This window comes from Streptomyces sp. NPDC016469, assembly GCF_040632905.1.
Lineage (GTDB): Bacteria > Actinomycetota > Actinomycetes > Streptomycetales > Streptomycetaceae > Streptomyces.
Genome location: NZ_JBEYCQ010000005.1, coordinates 256,470 through 277,613, shown reverse-complemented (window position 1 = coordinate 277,613; position 21,144 = coordinate 256,470). Strand labels below are relative to the sequence as shown.

The window sequence follows — 21,144 nt, the reverse complement described above, 5'->3', positions numbered from 1 at the left end:
CGAAGCCGAACTTACGGACGGGCTGAGCGATCACATGAGCGAACGAGGCGCACTGCGGGCCCGGCTGGAGCTGCTGGCCCGGGAAATCGCCAAGTTCGGCGTGGTCGGCGCGGTCGGCCTGGTCGTCAACATCGCCGTCTCCAACCTGCTGTGGCGGTACACGGACATCCCGACCGTGCGCGCGGGTCTCCTCGCCACGGTTGTCGCGATCCTCTGCAACTACGTGGGCTTCCGCTACTGGACGTACGGTGACCGCGACAAGACCGGCCGCACGCGTGAGCTGACGCTGTTCCTGCTGTTCAGCGCGGTGGGCGCGGTGATCGAGACCGGTGTGCTGTACGTGGCGACGTACGGGTTCGGCTGGGACACCCCGGTCCAGAGCAACGTCTTCAAGATCGTCGGGATCGGCGTCGCGACGCTGTTCCGCTTCTGGTCGTACCGGACGTGGGTCTTCAAGGCGCTCCCCGCGCCTTCGGAGGCCGTTGCCGACAAAGAGGCCCCCGTGACCGTGCCGGCGCCCGCCGTACGGGTCGAGGCGGACCCGGCGCGCCGGTAGCGCCTCCGTTACCGCACCGGGCGTTCCGGTTCCGCTCTGTCCGGGGCCATGCGGCTCAGGAACAGGGCGAAGACCGGGGGCTGCTGCTGGAGGAGTTCCAGACGGCCGCCGTCCGCCTCGGCGAGGTCGCGGGCGACCGCCAGGCCGATGCCCGTGGAGTTGCGGCCGCTGATGGTGCGCTCGAAGATCCTGGCGCCCAGGTCCGCCGGGACGCCGGGGCCCTCATCCGTGACCTCGATGACCGCCTGGTTGCCGGTGACCCTCGTGCGCAGCGCGACCGTACCGCCGCCGTGCATCAGGGAGTTCTCGATCAGCGCGGCCAGGACCTGGGCGACCGCGCCCGGGGTGCCGACGGCGCTCAGCCCCTGCTTGCCGGAGCAGACGATGGCGCGCCCCTCGCCCCGGTAGGCCGGGCGCCACTCCTCGATCTGCTGCTTGACGACCTCGTCCAGGTCGAAGACGACCGCCGAGCCGGTCCGGGGGTCCCGGGCGTTGGTCAGCAGCCGCTCCACCACGTCCGTGAGCCGTTCGACCTGGGCGAGGGCGATGTGCGCCTCCTCCTTCACGGTCTCCGGGTCGTCGGTCAGCGAGATCTCCTCGATCCGCATGGACAGGGCCGTGAGCGGCGTACGCAGCTGGTGGGAGGCGTCCGCGGCGAGCCGGCGTTCGGCGGTCAGCATCCGGGCGATCCGCTCGGCGGAGGAGTCCAGGACATCGGCGACGCGGTCCAGCTCGGGCACCCCGTACCGCTTGTGGCGCGGGCGGGGGTCGCCGGAGCCCAGGCGCTCGGCGGTCTCCGCGAGGTCGGTGAGCGGCGACGCGAGCTTGTCGGCCTGGCGTACGGCGAGGAGGACGGCGGAGACGATGGCCAGCAGCGCCACCGCGCCGATGATCATCAGGGTGCGGCCGACCTCGCGGGTGACGGCGGAGCGGGACTCCTCGACGGTGACCTTCTCGCCGTGCTCACCCGTCTCGGTGGCGGTGATCACACTGCCACTGGGGCGCTCGCCGACCTCGATGGGGGCGCGGCCGGGCATCTTGACCAGGGCGTAGCGCTTGTCGTCGATCTGCTCGGCCAGCACCGCGGGATTGATCCGCTCGGCGCCCAGGAGCCGGCTCTCGATGACGCTGATCAGCCGCAGCGCCTCGGAGTCGACGCTCTCCTGCGCGCTGCTGCTGATGGTGCGGGTCTCGACGATGACGAGGGAGACGCCGAAGACGGCGATCACCACGAGCACGACGGCGAGGGTCGAGTTGATCAGTCGTCGGCGCATGCCTGCTTCTGTACGTCAGTCGGCTCGGGCGGTCGGGCGGACAGCGGGGACGCTACAGGCCCTAGCTCTTCTCGAAGCGGAAGCCGACGCCCCGGACCGTGGCGATGTAGCGCGGGTTGGCCGCATCGTCGCCGAGTTTCTTGCGGAGCCAGGAGATGTGCATGTCGAGCGTCTTGGTGGACGACCACCACGTGGTGTCCCAGACCTCGCGCATCAGCTGGTCGCGGGTGACGACCCGGCCCGCGTCCCGGACGAGGACCCGCAGGAGGTCGAACTCCTTCGCGGTGAGCTGCAACTCCTCCTCGCCCATCCAGGCCCGGTGCGATTCGACGTCGATGCGGACGCCGTGCGTGGCGGGCTGGGGGGCGGGCTCGGTGGCGCCGCGCCGCAGCAGGGCCCGGACCCGGGCGAGGAGCTCGGCGAGGCGGAAGGGCTTGGTGACGTAGTCGTCGGCGCCCGCGTCGAGCCCGACGACCGTGTCCACCTCGTCCGCTCGGGCGGTCAGGACGAGGACCGGCACGGTGTGACCCTCGGCACGCAGCCGGCGGGCGACTTCCAGGCCGTCCATCCCGGGCAGCCCCAGGTCGAGCACGACCAGGTCGATGCCGCCCTGGAGTCCGGCGTCGAGCGCGGTCGGACCGTCTTCCCGCACCTCGACCTCGTAACCCTCCCGCCGCAGGGCGCGGGCCAGCGGCTCCGAGATGGATGCGTCGTCCTCGGCGAGCAGTACACGGGTCATGCACTGATGGTAGTCCGCGCGGCGGACACCTCGGGAGGCGATCCGAGAGCCCTGCGGGACTGGGCGCCGTTACCGGTAGGACCTTCGAATATGCGAGTGTGGTTGCACCTGGACCTGTGATCCATCTCTCAAGTCCTTCCATATCGGGCTCTGTCGTGTCGTATGGTGTCTCAACGCCTATTGCACTACTCAAGGACCTTTGGGCAGCTCTGAGCGCCAAGGGTCTCTTTTGTGTGCGGGCCGGTACCCGCCGGCCCGGAAGTTTCAGTGAATGACCTGTGGGCCGGGCCCGGGCCGCCGATGAAGGCGCTCCGGGTGTGGATCCCGTCGCGGAGGGCGTACCCGCGGCGGTGCCGGCCTCCCCCCACCGGGCGCGTACCCGCTTCGTCGAGGCGCCGCGTCCCGAGCACACAAGGATCGATCATGGCGTCCAGCCTGACGAAGGACCCGTCGAGCACCGCTGGTGGCGAGAAGACCTTCTTCGGCCACCCCCGGGGCCTGGCCACGCTCTTCATGACCGAGATGTGGGAGCGCTACAGCTTCTACGGCATGAAGGCACTGCTCCCGCTGTACCTGATCGCGCCCGGCGGCATGCACATGAACGCCACTACGGCGACGGCGATCTACTCGGTCTACATGGCGATGGTCTACCTGCTCGCCATGCCCGGCGGCTGGATGGCCGACCGCTTCTGGGGGCCGCGCAAGACGGTCGCCATCGGCGGCGCCGTCGTCATCCTCGGCCACATCACGCTCGCCGTGCCGAACTCGGTGACCTTCTTCGCGGGCCTGGTGCTCGTGGCGCTCGGTTCCGGGCTGCTGAAGGCGAACATCTCCACGATGGTCGGCCACCTCTACGACGGCCCGGAGGACCCGCGCCGTGACGGTGGCTTCACGCTCTTCTACATCGGCATCAACGTGGGTGCCTTCCTCGCCCCGCTGACCATCGGCACCGTCGGCGAGAACGTCAACTGGCACTTCGGCTTCGCGCTCGCGGCGCTCGGCATGGCCCTGGGCCTCGCCCAGTTCATGCTCGGCACCCGCCACCTGAGCCCGCAGAGCGACATCGTGTCGACGCCCGCCACCGAGCAGGAGAAGCAGTCCGCGCTGCGCAAGGGCCTGATCTGGCTGGTCGTCGCGGCCGTGCTGTACGGCCTGATGGCCGTCACCGGCAACTTCGCCGACTGGGCCACCGTGCCGCTGAGCATCGCCGGTCTGGTCATCCCGGTCGCGGTCCTGACGCGCATGAAGCGCGACAAGGAGCTGACGACGACCGAGCAGTCCAAGCTGTCGGGTTACATCTGGTTCTTCGTGGTCGCCGCCGTCTTCTGGATGATCTACGACCAGAACGGCTCGACCCTGTCGATCTTCGGCGAGAACTCGACCACGAACCACCTGCTGGGCTTCGACTTCCCGACGTCCTGGTACCAGTCGCTGAACCCGATCTTCATCATGGCGATCGCCCCCGTGGTCGCCTCGGGCTGGCTGTGGCTGAACAAGCGCGGCAAGGAGCCGAGCACCGCCGTCAAGTTCGCCTCCAGCCTCGTGCTGATCGGCATCTCCTTCGTCGTCTTCCTGATCCCGCTGATCGACACCGCCGCCAACGGCGGCCGGGTCAGCCCGATGTGGCTGGTCGCGATCTACTTCATCCAGACCGTCGCGGAGCTGTGCCTCTCACCGGTCGGCCTGTCGGTGACCACGAAGATGGCCCCGGCGAAGTACAGCTCGCAGATGATGGGCGTGTGGTTCCTCGCGGTCACCGCGGGCGACTCCCTGACCGGTCTGCTGACGGCCCCGGCGATCGGGGTCGACCTGGACACCACGGGAGCGGTCGCCTTCGAGGCGGTCCTCGCGGTCATCGCCGGTGTCGGCATCTGGATGTACCGCAAGAAGGTCACCCAGCACATGGGCGACGTGCGCTGATCCCGTAGCCCGTACAGGCATACGGAAGGGGCCGCCGCACCGGCGAATCGGTGCGGCGGCCCCTTCCGTATGCCTCGGGACGGCCGTTACGCCGGAGCGGCCAGCTCCGCCCACACGGTCTTGCCGGGCTCGCCCGGCACCCGTACGACCCCCCAGTCCAGGCAGAGCCGCTGCACGATGAACATGCCGTGGCCGCCGGGGCGCCCGGCCCGGTGCGGCGTACGCGGCGAGGGCTGGCCCGCGCCGCCGTCGGCGACCTCCACGCGGAGCGCCTTGGCGCTGCGGGCGATCCGGAGCTCGTCGGGGCCGCCCGCGTGCAGGCACGCGTTGGTGACCAGCTCGGAGACGACCAGCAGGACGTCCTCCGCGGCGGCGCGGTGGTCGGCGCTGGACGCGGGGAGCCAGCCCCAGTCATGGAGCGCCTGGCGGGCGAAATCACGGGCCGTCGGCACGATGCCGGTGGCCTCCCGCAACGACAGCGTGCGCCACTGCCGCTGCTCGGCGGCCTCGTCCGGCCGGGCGGGCTCGGCGGAGGAAACGCCCGCGCCCTCCGGCTCGCGGCCGAAGTCGCCCGGCGGATGCTGCCGGGTGGTGCTCATCAGCGCTTCACCTCACCGATTCACCATGTCGCCATTGGACAGATACGAACCATTGAACGGATACGACTACGAATACCGATACGGACACTGATACAGGAACCGCACGGGCACGGGGGGCCAGGCTGCCCGGGCTCGCCGGAAGATCTCCTGCCCGGCCGAACCGCGACGACACCCCTTACCGCTTCGCCGATCGCGTAACCCACGCGCAGGACGAGGCGGCCGGGCACGCCGGAGCGCGGCCCGGTCAGGTTTCCAGGGCCTCGGCGAGGGAGGCGTGGACGGTGAACACCGCCTCGGCCCCCGTGATCTCGAAGACCCGCGCCACCACGGGCTGCATCGCGGCCAGATGAACCCCTCCCCCGGCTTCCTCCGCCTTGAGGCGCGCACCGAGCAGCACGTTCAGCCCGGTGGAATCACAGAAGTCGAGCCGCGAGCAGTCGACCACCAGGCGCGCACGCCCCTGCTCGACCGCGCTCTCCAGCGGCTCGCGCAGCAGATCCGCCGTGTGGTGATCGAGCTCACCCACGGGTGTCACCACTTCGCTGCGCCCCTCGGTCCGGGCCTCGACCTGAAGCCGACCCCGGTTCGCACTGCCGACCGTCCCGCGGTCCATGCCCGTCCCTCTTCGCCGCTCGTCACTGTCCGCATCCCCGCACCTGCGGATGCGTGCCCAGCTGTCGCTGATGTTCTTGAAACACTACGCGTTCCCTGCGCCACGCGGTAGCCAGAGACCTCAACAAAGCGGACATATAGGGGCAATTGGAGGTTGTACCGAGTCATGGCGAGCAGGTAAGGGTAGAGGGACCCCAAAAAACGCGACCGGCTTCGGAGGCGCCGCTTCACCGCAGGAACACGTATGGGCATCGGCAGCCATATGCCGAGAACGATGGAGGAGACCCCATGTCACCCCGGCTCGACGTACCGCGTACCCACAACGCGCCGTCGGCATGTCCTCAGGGACTGACCGAATCACACACCGAAGCGCTCGACGGACTCGAGGGACTTCCCGAGATCCCGCCCTACACCGAGGTGGGGGCGCTGGACGCCAGGGCCCTGTCGAAGACGCTCTTCACCCGGCTGGAGACCCTCGAAGAGGGCACGCCGGAGTACTCCTACGTACGCAACACCCTCGTCGAGCTGAATCTGGCCCTGGTCAAGTTCGCCGCCTCCCGGTTCCGCTCCCGGAGCGAGCCGATGGAGGACATCGTCCAGGTCGGCACGATCGGCCTGATCAAGGCGATCGACCGCTTCGAGCTCAGCCGGGGCGTCGAGTTCCCGACCTTCGCGATGCCGACCATCGTCGGCGAGATCAAGCGTTTCTTCCGCGACACCAGCTGGTCCGTGCGCGTCCCGCGCCGCCTGCAGGAGCTGCGGCTCGACCTGGCCAAGGCGGGCGACGAGCTCGCCCAGCAGCTCGACCGGGCGCCCACCGTGGGCGAGCTCGCCGACCGCCTCGGCCTCACCCGTGACGAGGTCGTGGAGGGCATGGCCGCGAGCAACGCGTACACCGCGAGCTCGCTCGACGCCAAGCCCGAGGAGGACGAGCACGAGGGCGCGCTGGCCGACCGGATCGGCTACGAGGACCACGGGCTCGAAGGCATCGAGTACGTCGAGTCCCTGAAGCCGCTCATCGCCTCGCTGCCGGGCCGCGACCGCCAGATCCTCTCGCTCCGCTTCGTCGCCAACATGACGCAGTCGGAGATCGGCGAAGAGCTGGGCATCTCGCAGATGCACGTGTCGCGACTGCTCTCGCGCACCCTGGTCAAGCTCCGCAAGGGCCTGACGCTGGACGAGTGAGCCGTCTCCCGCGCCGTGTGCGGACAGCCGGAAAGGACCTGCCCCGGACGGGGCAGGTCCTTCCGCGTTCCGGGCCCCTGCCCGAGGTCAGACCACGCGTTCGCCCGCGCGCCACACCGCGTGTACGAGCGGAACGCCCGGCCGGTACGCCAGGTGGACGTGGCTGGGCGCGTCCAGGACCACCAGGTCGGCGCGGGCGCCCGGGGCGAGCCGGCCGACGTCGTCGCGCCGCAGGGCCGCCGCGCCGCCCGCCGTGGCGGACCAGAGGGCCTCGTCCGGGGTCATGCCCATGTCCCGCACGGCGAGGGCGATGCAGAACGGCAGGGACGAGGTGAAAGAAGAGCCCGGGTTGCAGTCCGTGGACAGGGCCACGGTGGCGCCCGCGTCGAGCAGTCGGCGGGCGTCCGGCCAGGCGGCGCGGGTGGAGAACTCGGCGCCGGGCAGCAGCGTCGCGACGGTGTCCGACTGGGCCAGGGCGTCGACGTCCGCGTCGGTGAGGTGGGTGCAGTGGTCGGCGGAGGCGGCGTCGAGCTCCACTGCGAGCTGGACGCCGGGGCCGTGGCCGAGCTGGTTGGCGTGGACCCGGGGGTGCAGGCCCTTGGCGCGGCCGGCGGTGAGGACCGCCCGCGCCTGGTCGCCGTCGAAGGCGCCGCGCTCGCAGAAGACGTCGATCCAGCGGGCGTACGGGGCGCAGGCGTCGAGCATCGGTCCGGTGACCAGGTCCACGTATCCGGCGGGGTCGTCGGCGTAGTCCGGGGAGACGATGTGGGCGCCGAGGAAGGTGACCTCGTCGGTGTGGTGGGCGGCGATGCGCAGGGCGCGGGCCTCGTCCTCGACGGTGAGGCCGTAGCCGGACTTGGTCTCGAAGGTGGTGGTGCCCTGGCGCAGCGCCTCGGCGAGGTAGCGGGCGACGTTGGCGGAGAGCTGCTCGTCGGTGGCGGCGCGGGTGGCGGCGACGGTGGTGCGGATGCCGCCCGCGCTGTAGGGGCGGCCGGACATCCGGGCGTTGAACTCCTGGGTGCGGTCACCCGCGAAGACCAGGTGGGAGTGGGAGTCCACGAAGCCGGGGAGCACGGCCCGGCCGGCCGCGTCGACGGCGTTGTCAGTGGCGGGTGCTTTGCTGGACGCACCGGTCCAGACGACGCGGTCGCCCTCGATGACGACGGCCGCGTCCTGGATCAGTCCGAGGGGGGACTCGTCGCCGAGGGAGGGGTCGTTGGTGACCAGTGCGGAGATGTGGGTGATGGCGGTCGTCGTCATCGGGGGACTGCTCTCCTTGCGTGGGAGCCGGGGGGTGTTCGCCGGGGCGGCGCTCAGGGCCGCAGCGCGCCGATGGCCCGTGCGAGCGTTTGCGGGACGTCGTCCACCAGCGTGTGCCGTCCGTCGCGTACGAGATGGCGCCCCGCTACCACGGTGTGGCGGACGTCCGCGGCGGAGGCGGCGAATACGGCGGTCTCCGCTGCCAGCCGTGGCACCGGTCCCGCTGTCCTGACGGAGTCGAGCGCGATGGTCACCAGGTCGGCGGGGGCGCCCGGTTCGAGGACGCCCGCTTCGGGCCGGCCGAGCGCGGCGTGGCCGTCGGCGGAGGCGGCGCGCAGCAGGGCGGCGGCCGTCCAGTGGCCGCGCCTGCGGGTGCGCAGGCGCTCGTTCAGCTCCATCGCGCGGGCCTCCTCGAAGAGGTCGATCACCGCGTGGCTGTCGCTGCCGAGCGAGAGCGGGGAGCCGGCGTGCTGGAGGGCGGCGGCGGGGCCGATGCCGTCGGCGAGGTCCCGTTCGGTGGTCGGGCACATGCAGGTGCCGGTGGAGGTGGAGCCGATGAGGGCGATGTCCTCGGCGGTGAGGTGGGTGTTGTGGATGCCGGTGGTGCGGGGTCCGAGGACGCCGTGGTCCGCGAGGAGCCGGGCGGGGGTGCGTCCGTGGGCGGCGAGGCAGGCGTCGTTCTCAGCGGTCTGCTCGGAGAGGTGGACGTGCAGGGGGGCTCGGCGCTCCTCGGCCCAGCGGGCGACGGTGGAGAGCTGCCCGGCCGGGACCGCCCGCACGGAGTGGACGGCGGCGCCGATGACCGTGTGGTCGTCGCCCTTGAGGAGGGCGGCGCGTTCGGCCCAGGCGTCGGCGGTCCCGTCGCTGAAGCGCACCTGGTGCCGGTCGGGTTCGCGGTAGTCGTCGGGCCCGGAGCCGAATCCGGCGGAGAGGTAGGCGGTGTCGAGCAGGGTGATCCGGATGCCGGCCGCGCGGGCGGCCGCGATCAGGGCCTCGCCCATGGCGTTCGGGTTGTCGTAGGGGGTGCCGCCGGGCGCGTGGTGCAGATAGTGGAATTCGCCGACCGCGGTGATGCCCGCGAGCGCCATCTCCGCGTACACGGCGCGGGCGAGGGCGTAGTAGGTGTCGGGCGTGAGCCGGGACGCCACCTGGTACATGGTCTCGCGCCAGGTCCAGAAGGTGCCCGAGCCGACCTGGACGGTGGAGCGCAGGGCGCGGTGGAAGGCGTGCGAGTGGGTGTTGGCCAGGCCCGGCAGGGTGAGCCCGCGCAGCGCGGTGGCGCCGGGCGGGGCGGCGATTACTCCGAAGCGTACGCGGGCGATCCGCCCGTCGGACACGTCCAGGGCGACGCCCGGCTCGACATGGGTGCCGAGCCAGGCGTGGGACAGCCAGTACGTCTCGGTGACGGGTGTGTCCGTCGCCTCCGTCGTCAGCGGCACGCGAGACCTTCCAGTACGTCGGCGAGTGCGATGACCCCGGCCGCGCAGTCGTCCTCGGCGGCGTGCTCGGCCGGCGAGTGCGAGATCCCGGTCGGGTTCCGTACGAACAGCATGGCGGTCGGGACCGAAGCGGACAAAATACCCGCGTCGTGCCCGGCGCCGGTGCCGAGGACGGGGACCGGGCGCCCGGTGCCGCGGGCGGAGCCCTTGAGCAGGGTGGACAGCTCGTCGCGCAGGGCGTGCCGGAACTCGACCACGGGCGTGAACGACTCGCGGACGACGTCGAGGTCGATACCGGCCCGCTCCGCGTGCTCCCGGGCGGCGCGCTCGACGGCGGCGACGACGGTGTCCAGGGTGTCCTGGTCGGCGGCGCGGGAGTCGAGCCAGCCGCGCACGAGCGAGGGGATGGCGTTGACCCCGTTGGGCTCGACGGCGACCTTGCCGAAGGTGGCGAGGGCGCCCGCGAGTTCCGCCTCACGCCGGGCGGCGATGACGGTCTCGGCGTACGTGAGCATCGGGTCCCGGCGGTCGGCGAGCCGGGTGGTGCCCGCGTGGTTGGCCTCGCCCCGGAAGTCGAACCGCCAGCGCCCGTGCGGCCAGATCGCGGAGGCGATGCCGACGGGGTCGCCGGTGAGGTCGAGGGCGCGGCCCTGCTCGACGTGGAGCTCCACGAAGGCGCCGATCCGGGCGAGCCGTTCGGGGTCGGGGCCGATGGCGTCGGGGTCGTGACCGGCGGCGGCCATGGCCTGCGGGAGGGTGACGCCGTCCGCGTCGCGCAGCCGGTGCGCGGCCTCGACGGTCAGCTGCCCGGCGGCGAGCCGGGAGCCGACGCAGGCGAGGCCGAACCGGGCGCCCTCCTCGTCGCCGAAGTTGGCGATGGCCAGCGGCTTGGTGAACTCCACTCCCCTGCGGCGGAGTTCATCGAGCGCGGCGAACGAGGAGACGACGCCGAGCGGCCCGTCGAAGGCGCCGCCGTCGGGCACCGAGTCGAGGTGCGAGCCGGTGACGACGGCGTCCCCGGCGAGCGGGTCCCCGAGCCAGGCCCACTGGTTGCCGTTCCGGTCGACCTCGACCGTCAGCCCCCGCGCCTCGGCCTGCGCCCGGAACCAGGCCCGGCACTCGGAATCGGCCCCGGTCCAGGCGTACCGCCGGTATCCCCCGCTGCCGGGGTGCCGGCCGATGGGGGCCAGCTCGGCCCACATGGTCTGGAAGCCGGGCTGCGAGCGCGTCACGCCTCGTCCCGCATCGGTACGCGCACGCCCTTGTCCTCCGCCACCGACTCCGCGATGTCGTAGCCCGCGTCCACGTGCCGGATCACGCCCATGCCCGGGTCGTTCGTCAGCACCCGCCGGATCTTCTCGCCGGCCAGCGGTGTGCCGTCCGCGACGGTCACCTGTCCGGCGTGGATGGACCGGCCCATGCCGACCCCGCCACCGTGGTGCAGGGAGACCCAGGAGGCGCCCGACGCCACGTTGACCATGGCGTTCAGCAGCGGCCAGTCCGCGATCGCGTCGGAGCCGTCGAGCATGGACTCGGTCTCGCGGTACGGGGAGGCCACGGACCCGCAGTCCAGGTGGTCGCGCCCGATCGCCAGCGGCGCAGCGAGTTCGCCGCTCGCCACCATGTCGTTGAAGCGCTCGCCGGCCCGGTCGCGTTCGCCGTAGCCGAGCCAGCAGATGCGGGCGGGCAGGCCCTGGAAGTGGACGCGCTCGCCGGCCATCCTGATCCAGCGGTGCAGGGACTCGTTCTCCGGGAAGAGTTCGAGCAGCGCCTTGTCCGTCTTGTGGATGTCGGACGCCTCGCCGGACAGGGCCGCCCAGCGGAACGGGCCCTTCCCCTCGCAGAACAGCGGCCGGATGTAGGCGGGGACGAAGCCGGGGAAGTCGAAGGCGCGCTCGTATCCGGCGAGCCGCGCCTCGCCCCGGATCGAGTTGCCGTAGTCGAAGACCTCCGCGCCGGCGTCCATGAAGCCGACCATCGCCTCGACGTGACGGGCCATCGACTCGCGGGCCCGGCTGGTGAAGTCGGCGGGCTTCTCGGCGGCGTACGCGGCCATGTCGTCGAAGTCGACGCCGACAGGCAGGTAGGCCAGCGGGTCGTGCGCGCTGGTCTGGTCGGTGACGATGTCGATGGGGGCGCCCTCGGCGAGCATCCGGGGCAGCAACTCCGCCGCGTTGCCCAGGAGGCCGATGGAGAGCGGGCGGCGGGCGTCCCGGGCCTCGACGGCGAGCTGGAGCGCGTGCTCCGGGGAGTCGGCGCGGACGTCCAGGTAGCGGTGCTCGATGCGGCGCTCGATGGCGCGCGGGTCGCAGTCGACGCAGATCGCGACGCCGTCGTTCATCGTCACGGCGAGCGGCTGGGCGCCGCCCATGCCGCCGAGCCCGGCGGTCAGGGTGATCGTCCCGGCCAGCGTCCCGCCGAACTTCTTGGCGGCGACGGCGGCGAAGGTCTCGTAGGTGCCCTGGAGGATGCCCTGGGTGCCGATGTAGATCCAGGAACCGGCGGTCATCTGGCCGTACATGGTGAGCCCGAGCGCCTCCAGGCGGCGGAACTCCTCCCAGTTCGCCCAGTCGCCGACCAGGTTGGAGTTGGCGATCAGGACGCGCGGCGCCCACTCGTGCGTCTGCATGACGCCGACCGGCCGCCCGGACTGGACGAGCATCGTCTCGTCCTGCTTGAGCGTGCGCAGCGTACGGACCATCGCGTCGAACGAGCGCCAGTCGCGGGCCGCCTTGCCGGTGCCGCCGTAGACGACGAGCTTGTCGGGGTGCTCGGCGACCTCGGGGTCCAGGTTGTTCTGGAGCATCCGCAGGGCGGCTTCCTGCTGCCATCCCAGGGCGGTCAGTTCCGTACCGCGCGGCGCCCGTACGGGGCGGGGTCCTGACATGGCGGTGCCTCCTCGCGTCTGTGATTTTTCTATTCACATCTTGGGTTGCTGAATACGTCCAGTCAACAGGCGGGGCCGCAAGGGCCCACCGCCACGTCAGAAGCCGCGCGCGGCGGGGCATTCTCCACCAACCACCCGCATGTACCGATGGAAAATGCCAGAACTTCCACCAGGAGAGAGCACGATGCGTAACCTCTGGGTCACAGCCGAACGCCGTGTCGGAGGGGAATCCGCGTGCCCGGAATCGACGAGTGCCTGCTCGACGTCATGAGACTGCCCGGTGCCAGGGGCGCCGCCGTTGTCGACTGGACGAGCGGTCTCGCCCTCGGCACCGTCGGCGACTCGCCCAACGGCGACCACGAGGCCACCGCCGCGGAGACGGCCGAGGTGGCGCGGATGGCGGCCGAACAGCCCGCCTTCGCCCTCGGGGCGCCGGAGCCGGCGGCGGGCGCGGCCGGGAGCGCTCCCCCGGTCGAGGACGTCATCGTCACCACCCGCGCCGGCTACCACATCCTCCGGTTCGTGGAGACGGACTTCGACAGCAGCGTCTTCCTCCACCTGTGGCTGGACCGCGCCGAGGGCAACCTCGCGCTCGCCCGGATACGCCTCGGCGAGATCGCCGAGCGGCTGGTCCTCGCATGACCGCCGCCGCCCTCGCGGACGAGGACGCGGCCCCCGTGCTCTCCCCGATGCTCCAGCGCCTCGCCGCCGAACGGGCCACCGGCGCCCTGATGCGCGACCGGGGCACGCTCTACCTCGCCGACGGCAAGGTCGTGCACGCCGAGTCCCCCGCGACGCCCGGGATCGACGTCCTGCTGACCCGGGGCGGTGCGCTGCGCCGCGAGGGCTGGTGGGACGCGGTCGCCGAGGCGGGGGCCGGGCAGCGGGTCGGCCGCCATCTCGTGGACAGCGGCCGGGTGCCTGGCGGCGCGCTGGAGCTGTGCCACCTGGGCGCCCTGTACGACGCGGCGTTCTTCGCCCTCGCGCCGACCCGGACGCCGGCGCGCTTCCGGTACGGGGTCGCGCACTGGATCGGCCCCGTGCGGCCGGTCCCGGTGGACGCGGTGCAGCGCGAGACCCTGCGACGGCGCGAACTGCTGGACCGGATCTGGCCGGACGCCGCGGTGGACACGGCCCCGCTGACGCGGACGGGCCTGCCGTCCGACGCGCCCGTGCCGGTGGGCCGGCGCCGCGTGCTGGAGCGCGTGGACGGGGTGCGTACGGCCACCGGCATCGCACAGGAGCTCGGCAGGTCCGCGTTCCACGTCCTGGTCGACCTGCGGCGGCTCGCGGCGGCCGGTCTGGTCGAGCCGGTCCCGCCGGCGGCCCCGGGCGCCCCGGACCCGGGCCGGATCGCGTTCCCCGAGGTCACGGCCGACCCCGACGTCGCCCTGCTGCGCCGGCTCCGAGACGCATTGGAGGCCCTGTGATACGCGCGCTCAGACAGCGTGCCGGAAGGAGACAGCTGATGGTGCCCGAAGCCGAAGCACAGGACGTCCTCGCCGAACTCCAGCGGTTACGGGCACGGGTCCCGCTCCTCTCCGGCGCGCTGGCGGCCAGCACCGACGGGCTCGTCCTGGCCCACGACACCCCGGGCGTCGAGGCCGAGGGGGTCGCCGCGCTCACCGCCGCCGCGCTCGGCGTCGCGATCCGGATGACCGAGGCGACCGGGCGGAACGGCTTCCGCGAACTCCTCGTGCGCGGCGAAACGGGCTACATCGCGACGTACGCGGCCGGGTCCCAGGCCGTCCTGACCCTGCTCGCCGAGGACCGGATCAACGTCGGCCGGCTCCATCTGGAGGGCCGCCGGGCCGGCTCCCGTATCGGCGAACTGATCGACCGTGCCCTGGCCCGGGCCCCGCAGCCGGCCCCCGCGCCCCGCGCCCCGCAGCAGCCGGGCGCCCTCCCGCAACGCCCGACCTGAGCCCGCCAGAACCACTGGCACCACCCCGCACCACGCAACGGAACCGGCCGCGGTGGCCGGTCAGAGAAAGGGAGCACCACTCATGGCGAACACCGAAGCGTCACTGAAGGAAGCGATGTCGTCCATCGAGGGCACCACCGGTGTCGCCCTCGTCGACTACACGAGCGGCATGGCGCTGGGCACACTCGGCGGCGGCAAGGACTTCAACCTGGAGGTCGCGGCGGCCGGCAACACCGACGTCGTACGCGCCAAGCTCCGCACCATGGAGCACCTGGGCATCAAGGACGAGATCGAGGACATCCTGATCACCCTGGGCACCCAGTACCACCTGATCCGCCTTCTCAAGACCCGCGGCAACAACGGCCTGTTCCTCTACCTGGTCCTCGACGCCGGCCGCGCGAACCTGGCCATGGCCCGCCACCAGCTGAAGAAGATCGAGGCGGACCTGGAGGTCTGAGCGGGGCGCTCCCCGGGGGCGCGGGCCGCCCGCGGCCCGCGCCCCCGGTTCACTCCACGAACAGCCCCCGCGCCGCCGCCCCCGCGTCGAACTCCTCCAGGCGGGCCTGGGCGTCGGGCAGGTTGTCGCACATGGCCTCCAGGAGGACCCGGCCCAGCAGCATCGGGGCGCAGGCGGTGTCGAAGGCGAGGCCGGTGCCGACGGCGGCCGGGATGAGCAGGTCGCTGTGGCGGGCCACCGGCGCGAACGCGGAGTCGGCCACCGACACCACGGTGAGGTCCCGGCCGCGCGCGTACGCCAGGGCGTCCACGACCTCGCGCGGGTGGCGGGGCAGCGCGAAGCAGATCAGCGCCGTCGCCCCGGCGCGCCGGGCGGCGTCGATCCGGTCGTGCAGCATGCTGCCGCCCTCGTCGAGCACCCGCACGTCCGGGTGCACCTTCGCCGCGAAGTACCCGAACCCGCGCGCCTGCGAGGACGCCGCGCGCAGCCCGAGCACCGGCAGCGGGCGGGACGCGGCGAGCAGCCGGCCCGCCCGCTCGACGGGGCCCGGGTCGGCGAGGAGTTCGGCCAGGTGGCGCAGGTTCTCGATCTCCCCGAGCACCGCCTGCTGGTACTCGTTGCACGTCTCGTCGCCCTCGCCCGCCTCCGCCCCGGCCGGGGCGACCTCGCGCAGGTGCTTGCGCAGCGCGGGGTAGCCGTCGAAGCCGAGAGCGACGGCGAACCGGGTGACGGAGGGCTGGCTGACCCCGGCCAGCTCGGCCAGCTCGACGCTGGAGAGAAACGGGGCGTCTCCGGCCCTGCGCACCATCGAGTGCGCGATGCGCCGCTGCGTGGGCGTCAGCCGGCGCCCCTCGAACAGCTCCTGCAACCGCGCGGCCGGGCTGCTCCCGCTCATCCTGTCCCCTCGGTAGATCCGCCGCGCCGAGGCCCGGCGCCGACGAATCCATTCAGCCAGCAAGGTGTCTGCATGTCCATATGCAACGGGTCGGGGCCGTCCCCCGCGTCAGGCCCGAAACCCGGGGGCTAACCCCACTGTCCCGGCCGCCTCCGCTCCGTACCGTAAGAACCATGGACGCACCCGACACCGAGCTCGACAGGGAGCTCAAGGCGACTTTGCAGGCCCGCAGCGAGCTGGGGGCCGACTACGACTCCGCGCTCGTCGAGTCGTTCCTGGAGAAGGTGGAGCAGCGGCTCGACGCCACGCTCGACCGCAGGGTCCGGCGGCATCTCGCCGAGGAGCGGACCGCCGTCGCGCGGGGCGCGCGGACCCCGGAGCGGCCGCCCGGGCACTTCGGAGAGCGCTACGGCTTCGGCATCGTCTCCCTGGTCCTGGCCGTGCCGCTGTCCGCGATCGGCGTCGCGAACGCGGGCTTCGGCGGGCTCGTCGTCGCCTGGCTCGGGATCGTCGGCGTCAACGCGTTCCAGGCCGGCCACGGCAGGCGGCTGTTCCGGGGCCGCGAGGAGCGGCGGACGGCCTCCGACTGGGAGGACTGAGCCTCACGCCTGCCGGGTCGGCAGCACGACCAGCTGACGCAGGTTGACGTGGCGGGCGCGGCTCGTGGTGTACGCGATGAGGTCGGCGATCTCGTCGGACGAGAGGCCGCCCAGCGCCTCGAACATGCCGTCCAGCTGGCCGCTCAGCTCCGCGTTGTCGACGTGGCCCGCCAGCTCCGAGTCGGTGAGGCCGGGCTCGATGTTGGTGACGCGGACGTCGCGCGGGCCGAGTTCGGTGCGCAGCGAGGCCGACAGGTAGGTGAGCGCGGCCTTGGTGGCGCCGTAGACCGCGTAGTTGGGGAACGTGATGTGCGCGCCGATCGAGGAGATGTTGACCAGGTCGGCGGTGCGGCCCTCGGCGGCGACGGCCACCAGGTCCGCGGTGAAGGCCCGGATGACGCGCAGCGCACCGGCCACATTGGTGTCGAGCATCCGCTGCCACTCGTCCACGCGCCCCGCGTCCACGGGGTTCGGCAGCATCACCCCGGCCGCGTTGACGACCAGGTCCACCGGGCCGAACGCGGCGTGCACCCGGTCCGCCGCCGCGTCCACGGACGCCTGGTCGGTGACGTCGGCGGCGACGGCGAGGGCCCGGCCGCCGTCCGCGGTGATCTTCGCGGCCAGCTCCTCCAGCCGCTCCGCGCGGCGGGCCAGCAGGGCCACCCGTACGCCCTGCGCGGCGAGCAGCCGGGCGGTCGCCGCGCCCATGCCGCTGGCGGCTCCGGTGATGACGGCGGTGCGGCCGGCGAGGGTCTCGTACGGCATGGGGTGCTCCCTGGTGTGGTGTCCGCGGCCGGTGTTCCGGCTCGGGCCCCACACTGCGCCGGTGAGCGCCGCCCACCCAGGGATGCGTTGTTCCTGGGTCTGCCAGTACCAGGCTGGGCGGAGACCGTTCTCCTACGATCGGGCCATGGACGGCGAACTCGGAGACTTCCTGCGCTCACGGCGTGCCCGCATCACCCCGGAGGACGTGGGGCTCAACTCGTACGGCCGCAGGCGGGTCCCGGGGCTGCGGCGCGAGGAGGTGGCGCAGCTCGCCGGGGTGAGCGTCGACTACTACGTCCGGCTGGAGCAGGGGCGCGGGCCCAGCGTCTCGGACGCGGTGCTCGACGCGATAGCCCGGGTGCTCCGGCTCGACGAGACGGAGCACGCGTATCTGCGGACGGTGGCGCGCCCCAAGTCCCGCAAGGCGGCGAACCCTTCGGGACGGCGGCTGCGCCCGGGCCTGCGGCTGCTGCTCGACCTGTTCGACCGGGCGCCCGCCTTCGTGCTGGGCCGCCGGATGGACGTGCTGGCGTGGAACGCGCTGGGGGACGCCCTCTCCGGCTTCTCCCGGATGCCGGCCGCCGAGCGGAACATGCCGCGTCAGGCGTTCCTGGACCCGGGGGCGCGCGAGCTGTACCCGGACTGGCCGGCGGTGGCGGCGGAGACGGTCGCGTATCTGAGGCTGGACGCGGGGCTGCACCCGGACGACAAGGAGCTCGCGGCGCTGGTGGGTGAGCTGTCGCTGAGGAGCGAGGACTTCCGCCGGCTGTGGGCCGACCACCAGGTGAAGGCGAAGACGTACGGCGTGAAGCGGATGGCCCACCCCGTGGTGGGCGCCCTGACGCTGCCGTACGAGACGCTGGCGGTGCCCGGTGAACCGGATCTCTCGCTGGTCGTCTACACCCCGGAGCCCGGTTCGGAGACCGCCGAGCGCATCGCCCTGCTGGCGAGCTGGGCGGCGGACGGGAACGCACGGGAGCTGCACGCGTAGAGCGGTAAGGGACGCGCCGAGCTGCACGCGTGGAGCGGCAGGGGACGCGCCGAGCTGCACGCGTAGAACGGAAGGGGACGCGCGAGCTGCGCGCGTAGAACGGTAGTCGCGGGGACCGCCGCACCCCCGGTTTCCCAGGGGGCGGGACGACGGCGGTCCCCGCGAGGGACGCGGTCCGGGTCAGGGCCGGGTGGCGCGTCCGGGCGACGGTGGAGGTCCGGGAGCCGCTCCGTAGTCCGTTGTCGCCGTTCCGGTGCCGGCGGGTTTCCCTGCCGACATCCACCAATGTGCCCGAGCCGTGTTAAGCCGGTGCTGCGGCCACATGACGCGCACGTACCGTTTCCGCGAAGTGCGCGCCCACCCGGCTACTTCGCGGCCGCCGGGGCGTCCTTCGCCAGGTACGCCAGCAGGTCCTGGCGGCTGACGACGCCCTTCGGCCTGCCCTCCACCAGCACGATCGCCGCGTCCGCCGCACCGGTGCCGCCGAGCACCGCCATCAGGTCCTCGACGGGCTCGCCGGAGCCGACCTGCGGCAGCGGGGCCGACATGTGCTTCTCCAGCGGGTCGCTGAGCGAGGCGCGCTGGGCGAACAGGGCGTTCAGCAGCTCGCGCTCCACGACCGAGCCGATGACCTCGGCGGCCATCACGTCCGGGTGGCCCGCGCCCGGCTTGACGATCGGCATCTGCGAGACGCCGTACTCGCGCAGCACGTCGATCGCCTCGCCGACCGTCTCCTCCGGGTGCATGTGGACGAGGGTGGGGATCGGCCCCTCCTTGTGGTTCAGGACGTCCGCGACCCGCGCCGAGGGCCCGGTGTCCTCCAGGAAGCCGTAGTCCGCCATCCACTCGTCGTTGAAGATCTTCGACAGGTAGCCGCGCCCGCTGTCCGGGAGCAGGACGACGACCACGTCCTCGGGCCCGAGCCGCTTCGCGACCTCCAGGGCGCCCACGACCGCCATGCCGCAGGAGCCGCCGACGAGCAGCCCCTCCTCCTTGGCGAGCCGGCGGGTCATCTGGAAGGAGTCCTTGTCGGACACGGCGACGATCTCGTCGGTGACCTCGCGGTCGTACGCGGAGGGCCAGAAGTCCTCGCCGACGCCCTCGACGAGGTACGGCCGGCCGGAGCCGCCGGAGTAGACCGAGCCCTCCGGGTCGGCACCGACGACCTTGACCCTGCCGCCGCTGGCCTCCTTCAGATAGCGGCCGGTGCCGCTGATCGTGCCGCCGGTCCCGACACCCGCCACGAAATGGGTGATCTTCCCCTCCGTCTGCTCCCACAGCTCGGGGCCCGTGGTCTCGTAGTGCGAGCGCGGGTTGTTCGGGTTGGAGTACTGGTCGGGCTTCCAGGCGCCCGGCGTCTCACGGACCAGCCGGTCGGAGACGTTGTAGTACGAGTCGGGGTGCTCGGGGTCGACCGCCGTGGGGCAGACGACGACCTCGGCACCATAGGCGCGCAGTACGTTGATCTTGTCCGTGGACACCTTGTCCGGGCAGACGAAGACGCACTTGTACCCCTTCTGCTGCGCGACGATCGCCAGGCCGACGCCCGTGTTGCCGCTCGTCGGCTCGACGATCGTGCCGCCGGGCTTCAGCTCGCCGCTCTGTTCGGCGGCCTCGATCATGCGCAGGGCGATGCGGTCCTTGACCGACCCGCCGGGGTTGAAGTACTCGACCTTGGCCAGGACCGTCGCCTGGATGCCGGCCGTGACACTGCGCAGCCTCACCAGCGGGGTATTGCCTACGAGACTGATCATCGAATCGTGGAATTGCACCGTGTACTCCGGGGTCTCCGAGATGGTCCGGCAAGCGTATGCGCACGGGCACGGGATTGGGCGGCGCGATTGAACAACGGCCGGTAGCGGGCAGGTAGCTCTGTGTACGGCTCTACTGCGGTACGTGGGACGAGGAGGTGGACCGGACTGTGTCGACGGCGAGAGTGGCACGGCGGATCGCGGCGGGCGCGGCCTACGGCGGGGGCAGCATCGGGCTGCTGGGCGCCGCGGCGGTGGGCGTCCTGCTGGCGGAGGTCCAGCTGGCGAAGCGGCAGGTGGGCGGCGGTGTCGCCCCGGTCCCGCCGAGCGCGGACGGACGGTACGGGGTGGCGTTCACGGGCCCGGCGGAGCCCTTGCGCCTCGGGCTGCTCGGGGACTCCACGGCGGCCGGGCAGGGGGTCCGGCGGGCCGGGCAGACCCCGGGGGCGCTGCTGGCTTCGGGGCTCGCGGCGGTGTCCGAGCGGCCGGTGGACCTGCGCAACGTCGCGCTGCCGGGTGCCAGGTCGGACGATCTGGAGCGGCAGGTCTCGCTGATGCTCACGGACCCGGCGCGGACTCCGGACGTGTGCGTGATCATGATCGGGGCGAACGACGTGACGCACCGGATGCCCGCCACGCAGTCGGTGCGCTGTCTGACGACGGCGGTGCGCAGGCTGCGGACGGCCGGAGCGGAGGTCGTGGTCGGGACCTGTCCGGATCTGGGCACGATCGAGCCGGTGTACCAGCCGCTGCGCTGGCTGGCCCGGCGGGTGAGCCGGCAGCTGGCGGCCGCGCAGACCATCGGCACGGTGGAGCAGGGCGGGCGCACGGTGTCGCTGGGGGACCTGCTGGGCCCGGAGTTCGAGGCGAATCCGCGGGAGCTGTTCGGCCCGGACAACTACCACCCGTCGGCCGAGGGGTACGCGACCGCGTCCATGGCGGTGCTGCCGACCCTGTGCGCGGTGCTCGGCCTGTGGCCGGAGTCGGACCGGCTGGACGGCGCCCGGCGCGAGGACATGCTGCCCGTGGCCAAGGCGGCCTCCCAGGCGGCCAAGGAGGCCGGTACGGAGGTCACGGGGGCCCGGGCACCCTGGGCCCTGCTCAAGCACCGCAGGCGGCGGCGTCTGCCCGCCGCCACGGAGCCGCACCCTCACCCGCACCCGGAGCCCGGGGGCTCGACGCGCCTGGAGCACCGGCCGGGCGCGGGCACGGACGCGGACGGCGCACCGAGGCACGCGTGGGTCCGCCGGCCGAGCGGGCGGCCCGGGAAGGGGACGGTTGACTGAGCGGG

The 21,144-nt window shown here is 72.4% G+C and carries 21 protein-coding genes; 10 read left to right on the top strand and 11 right to left on the bottom strand.

Going from position 1 to position 21,144, the window contains the following annotated elements; translation table 11 throughout:
- The first annotated feature begins 34 nt into the window (after positions 1 to 34).
- A complete protein-coding gene (locus ABZ565_RS07975; RefSeq protein ID WP_361021931.1) occupies positions 35 to 556 on the top strand; it encodes a GtrA family protein in 522 nt (173 codons plus the stop codon).
- Between the two features lie 8 nt (positions 557 to 564).
- Here the strand turns inward: ABZ565_RS07975 and ABZ565_RS07970 are convergent, their stop codons facing one another.
- Positions 565 to 1,830 (bottom strand): ATP-binding protein, encoded by a 1,266-nt coding sequence (locus ABZ565_RS07970; protein WP_361021784.1) that lies wholly within the window; start codon positions 1,828 to 1,830, stop codon positions 565 to 567.
- A gap of 61 nt (positions 1,831 to 1,891) precedes the next feature.
- The gene (locus ABZ565_RS07965; protein ID WP_018104033.1) at positions 1,892 to 2,569 is read right to left on the bottom strand and encodes a response regulator transcription factor; all 678 of its coding nucleotides are present in this window, start codon (positions 2,567 to 2,569) and stop codon (positions 1,892 to 1,894) included.
- A 423-nt stretch (positions 2,570 to 2,992) separates the two neighbouring features.
- On the opposite strand from ABZ565_RS07965, the gene ABZ565_RS07960 reads away from it, so the two are divergent.
- Positions 2,993 to 4,489, top strand: coding sequence for an oligopeptide:H+ symporter (locus ABZ565_RS07960; RefSeq protein WP_361021781.1), 1,497 nt, complete (start codon positions 2,993 to 2,995; stop codon positions 4,487 to 4,489).
- A gap of 86 nt (positions 4,490 to 4,575) precedes the next feature.
- Here the strand turns inward: ABZ565_RS07960 and ABZ565_RS07955 are convergent, their stop codons facing one another.
- Both ABZ565_RS07955 and ABZ565_RS07950 read right to left on the bottom strand, forming a co-directional pair.
- A complete protein-coding gene (locus tag ABZ565_RS07955) occupies positions 4,576 to 5,088 on the bottom strand; it encodes an ATP-binding protein (RefSeq protein ID WP_361021779.1) in 513 nt (170 codons plus the stop codon).
- A 244-nt stretch (positions 5,089 to 5,332) separates the two neighbouring features.
- Positions 5,333 to 5,701, bottom strand: coding sequence for an STAS domain-containing protein (locus ABZ565_RS07950; RefSeq protein ID WP_361021776.1), 369 nt, complete (start codon positions 5,699 to 5,701; stop codon positions 5,333 to 5,335).
- A gap of 287 nt (positions 5,702 to 5,988) precedes the next feature.
- Between ABZ565_RS07950 and ABZ565_RS07945 the strand changes: the two genes are divergently transcribed.
- The gene (locus ABZ565_RS07945) at positions 5,989 to 6,885 is read left to right on the top strand and encodes an RNA polymerase sigma factor SigF (protein ID WP_361021773.1); all 897 of its coding nucleotides are present in this window, start codon (positions 5,989 to 5,991) and stop codon (positions 6,883 to 6,885) included.
- 87 nt (positions 6,886 to 6,972) lie between these two features.
- On the opposite strand, the gene hutI is transcribed toward ABZ565_RS07945, so the two are convergent.
- From hutI to hutU, 4 genes are read right to left on the bottom strand one after another with little or no spacing between them, the layout of a single operon-like run.
- Positions 6,973 to 8,145 carry an imidazolonepropionase gene (gene hutI, locus ABZ565_RS07940; protein ID WP_361021770.1) on the bottom strand — a complete coding sequence of 391 codons (1,173 nt, stop codon included), beginning with the start codon at positions 8,143 to 8,145 and terminating at the stop codon, positions 6,973 to 6,975.
- A 53-nt stretch (positions 8,146 to 8,198) separates the two neighbouring features.
- Positions 8,199 to 9,584, bottom strand: coding sequence for a formimidoylglutamate deiminase (locus tag ABZ565_RS07935; RefSeq protein WP_361021767.1), 1,386 nt, complete (start codon positions 9,582 to 9,584; stop codon positions 8,199 to 8,201).
- Positions 9,575 to 10,786 carry an allantoate amidohydrolase gene (locus ABZ565_RS07930; protein ID WP_361021928.1) on the bottom strand — a complete coding sequence of 404 codons (1,212 nt, stop codon included), beginning with the start codon at positions 10,784 to 10,786 and terminating at the stop codon, positions 9,575 to 9,577. The genes ABZ565_RS07935 and ABZ565_RS07930 overlap by 10 nt, the downstream gene beginning before the upstream one ends.
- A gap of 26 nt (positions 10,787 to 10,812) precedes the next feature.
- Positions 10,813 to 12,471 carry a urocanate hydratase gene (hutU, locus tag ABZ565_RS07925; RefSeq protein ID WP_361021764.1) on the bottom strand — a complete coding sequence of 553 codons (1,659 nt, stop codon included), beginning with the start codon at positions 12,469 to 12,471 and terminating at the stop codon, positions 10,813 to 10,815.
- A 234-nt stretch (positions 12,472 to 12,705) separates the two neighbouring features.
- Here hutU and ABZ565_RS07920 point away from each other — a divergent pair, with 234 nt between their 5' ends.
- The 4 genes from ABZ565_RS07920 to ABZ565_RS07905 all read left to right on the top strand — a co-directional run bounded on the left by ABZ565_RS07920 (position 12,706) and on the right by ABZ565_RS07905 (position 14,852).
- Positions 12,706 to 13,113: a hypothetical protein gene (locus ABZ565_RS07920; protein ID WP_361021762.1), complete on the top strand. Its 408-nt coding sequence runs from the start codon at positions 12,706 to 12,708 to the stop codon at positions 13,111 to 13,113.
- Positions 13,110 to 13,901 carry a transcriptional regulator gene (locus ABZ565_RS07915; RefSeq protein ID WP_361021759.1) on the top strand — a complete coding sequence of 264 codons (792 nt, stop codon included), beginning with the start codon at positions 13,110 to 13,112 and terminating at the stop codon, positions 13,899 to 13,901. Before ABZ565_RS07920 ends, ABZ565_RS07915 begins: the two co-directional genes overlap by 4 nt.
- A gap of 38 nt (positions 13,902 to 13,939) precedes the next feature.
- The gene (locus ABZ565_RS07910) at positions 13,940 to 14,395 is read left to right on the top strand and encodes a roadblock/LC7 domain-containing protein (protein WP_361021756.1); all 456 of its coding nucleotides are present in this window, start codon (positions 13,940 to 13,942) and stop codon (positions 14,393 to 14,395) included.
- 82 nt (positions 14,396 to 14,477) lie between these two features.
- Positions 14,478 to 14,852, top strand: coding sequence for a hypothetical protein (locus tag ABZ565_RS07905; protein ID WP_164400390.1), 375 nt, complete (start codon positions 14,478 to 14,480; stop codon positions 14,850 to 14,852).
- Between the two features lie 49 nt (positions 14,853 to 14,901).
- Here the strand turns inward: ABZ565_RS07905 and ABZ565_RS07900 are convergent, their stop codons facing one another.
- Positions 14,902 to 15,747, bottom strand: a complete 846-nt coding sequence (locus ABZ565_RS07900; RefSeq protein WP_361021752.1) for a MurR/RpiR family transcriptional regulator — start codon at positions 15,745 to 15,747, stop codon at positions 14,902 to 14,904.
- A gap of 173 nt (positions 15,748 to 15,920) precedes the next feature.
- On the opposite strand from ABZ565_RS07900, the gene ABZ565_RS07895 reads away from it, so the two are divergent.
- Entirely contained in the window at positions 15,921 to 16,346 is a 426-nt protein-coding gene (locus ABZ565_RS07895) for a hypothetical protein (protein WP_361021749.1), read from the top strand.
- A gap of 3 nt (positions 16,347 to 16,349) precedes the next feature.
- On the opposite strand, the gene ABZ565_RS07890 is transcribed toward ABZ565_RS07895, so the two are convergent.
- The gene (locus ABZ565_RS07890) at positions 16,350 to 17,111 is read right to left on the bottom strand and encodes an SDR family oxidoreductase (RefSeq protein WP_361021745.1); all 762 of its coding nucleotides are present in this window, start codon (positions 17,109 to 17,111) and stop codon (positions 16,350 to 16,352) included.
- A 145-nt stretch (positions 17,112 to 17,256) separates the two neighbouring features.
- Here ABZ565_RS07890 and ABZ565_RS07885 point away from each other — a divergent pair, with 145 nt between their 5' ends.
- Positions 17,257 to 18,102 (top strand): helix-turn-helix transcriptional regulator, encoded by an 846-nt coding sequence (locus ABZ565_RS07885; RefSeq protein ID WP_361021742.1) that lies wholly within the window; start codon positions 17,257 to 17,259, stop codon positions 18,100 to 18,102.
- 365 nt (positions 18,103 to 18,467) lie between these two features.
- Here ABZ565_RS07885 and ABZ565_RS07880 read toward each other — a convergent pair whose 3' ends face one another.
- Positions 18,468 to 19,874, bottom strand: a complete 1,407-nt coding sequence (locus tag ABZ565_RS07880) for a cystathionine beta-synthase (protein ID WP_361021739.1) — start codon at positions 19,872 to 19,874, stop codon at positions 18,468 to 18,470.
- Positions 19,875 to 20,038: 164 nt separating this feature from the next.
- Between ABZ565_RS07880 and ABZ565_RS07875 the strand changes: the two genes are divergently transcribed.
- Positions 20,039 to 21,139: an SGNH/GDSL hydrolase family protein gene (locus tag ABZ565_RS07875; protein WP_361021925.1), complete on the top strand. Its 1,101-nt coding sequence runs from the start codon at positions 20,039 to 20,041 to the stop codon at positions 21,137 to 21,139.
- Positions 21,140 to 21,144: the final 5 nt, after the last annotated feature.